Raw genomic sequence first — 2,250 nt, 5'->3', positions numbered from 1 at the left:
GCTTAGCTTCCGGGTTCGGAATGGGACCGGGCGTTTCCCCACCGCTATGGCCGCCGTAACTCTATGAAACTATCCACACCCCCCTCAACCACACCCCCGGCCCCCCTTACAGGGGGTCGTGATGTGTGTTTCCGGGGGTATCTGTGTGTTGTTTCAGATACCGCACAGTGGACGCGTAGCAACCTTTGTTGGTAAGTCCTCGGCCGATTAGTACCGGTCACCTCCACACGTTACCGTGCTTCCAGTTCCGGCCTATCAACCCCATGGTCTGTGGGGGGCCTTAACCACTCGAAGGTGGTGAGAAACCTCATCTTGGAACAGGCTTCCCGCTTAGATGCTTTCAGCGGTTATCCCTTCCGAACGTAGCCAACCAGCAGTGCCCTTGGCAGGACAACTGGCACACCAGAGGTTCGTCCGTCCCGGTCCTCTCGTACTAGGGACAGCCTTCCTCAAGTTTCTGACGCGCGCGGCGGATAGAGACCGAACTGTCTCACGACGTTCTAAACCCAGCTCGCGTGCCGCTTTAATGGGCGAACAGCCCAACCCTTGGGACCTACTCCAGCCCCAGGATGCGACGAGCCGACATCGAGGTGCCAAACCATCCCGTCGATATGGACTCTTGGGGAAGATCAGCCTGTTATCCCCGGGGTACCTTTTATCCGTTGAGCGACACCGCTTCCACATGCCGGTGCCGGATCACTAGTCCCGACTTTCGTCCCTGCTCGACCTGTCAGTCTCACAGTCAAGCTCCCTTGTGCACTTGCACTCGACACCTGATTGCCAACCAGGCTGAGGGAACCTTTGGGCGCCTCCGTTACATTTTAGGAGGCAACCGCCCCAGTTAAACTACCCACCAGGCACTGTCCCTGAACCCGATCAGGGTCCGAGGTTAGAAGTCCAATACGACCAGAGTGGTATTTCAACGACGACTCCACGAACACTGGCGTGCCCGCTTCACAGTCTCCCACCTATCCTACACAAACCGTACCGAACACCAATACCAAGCTATAGTGAAGGTCCCGGGGTCTTTTCGTCCTGCCGCGCGTAACGAGCATCTTTACTCGTAATGCAATTTCGCCGAGTCTGTGGTTGAGACAGCAGAGAAGTCGTTACGCCATTCGTGCAGGTCGGAACTTACCCGACAAGGAATTTCGCTACCTTAGGATGGTTATAGTTACCACCGCCGTTTACCGGGGCTTAAATTCTCAGCTTCGCGCCCGAAAGCGCTAACCGGTCCTCTTAACCTTCCGGCACCGGGCAGGCGTCAGTCCGTATACATCGTCTTACGACTTCGCACGGACCTGTGTTTTTAGTAAACAGTCGCTTCTCTCTGGTCTCTGCGACCACACCCAGCTCACGACGTAAAGCCGGTCACCAGACGTGGTCCCCCTTCTCCCGAAGTTACGGGGGCATTTTGCCGAGTTCCTTAACCACAGTTCTCTCGATCGCCTCGGTATTCTCTACCTGACCACCTGTGTCGGTTTGGGGTACGGGCCGTGTACCAACTCACTAGAGGCTTTTCTCGGCAGCATAGGATCACTGAATTCGCCTCAATCGGCTACGCATCACCTCTCAGGCACATGCTGTGCGGATTTACCTACACAACGCCCTACAGGCTTACACCAGGTAATCCACCACCTGGCCCAGCTACCTTCCTGCGTCACCCCATCGCTTGACTACTACACCCAGGGTCTCGTGCATCCCCTTCCAGCTTCCCGAAGGAAGTCCATCCGGTTCAGGACGATTAGCACAGATGATTCGCCATTGGGCGCGGATACACGGGTACGGGAATATCAACCCGTTGTCCATCGACTACGCCTGTCGGCCTCGCCTTAGGTCCCGACTCACCCTGGGCGGATTAACCTGGCCCAGGAACCCTTGGTCATTCGGCGGACGAGTTTCTCACTCGTCTTTCGCTACTCATGCCTGCATTCTCACTCGCACAGCCTCCACAACTAGGTCACCCCGCTGCTTCCACGGCTGCACGACGCTCCCCTACCCACCCCAACACCTGGCTCGAAAGCAGGCGCATGTTGGAGTGCCGCGGCTTCGGCGGTGTACTTGAGCCCCGCTACATTGTCGGCGCAGGATCACTTGACCAGTGAGCTATTACGCACTCTTTCAAGGGTGGCTGCTTCTAAGCCAACCTCCTGGTTGTCTTCGCGACCCCACATCCTTTTCCACTTAGTACACGCTTAGGGGCCTTAGCCGGCGATCTGGGCTGTTTCCCTCTCGACTACGAAGCTTATC

At 56.8% G+C, this 2,250-nt stretch carries 2 rRNA genes; both read right to left on the bottom strand.

The window, feature by feature from the left end:
* A 5S ribosomal RNA gene (gene rrf / locus ACWEO7_RS39265) occupies positions 1–58 on the bottom strand; the annotation flags it as partial.
* 129 nt (positions 59–187) lie between these two features.
* Positions 188–2,250, bottom strand: a 23S ribosomal RNA gene (locus ACWEO7_RS39260); the annotation flags it as partial.

This window comes from Nocardia sp. NPDC004260, assembly GCF_053603155.1.
The sequence above is the reverse complement of the archived record's forward strand: the minus strand, read 5'-3'. Positions and strand labels throughout refer to the sequence as shown.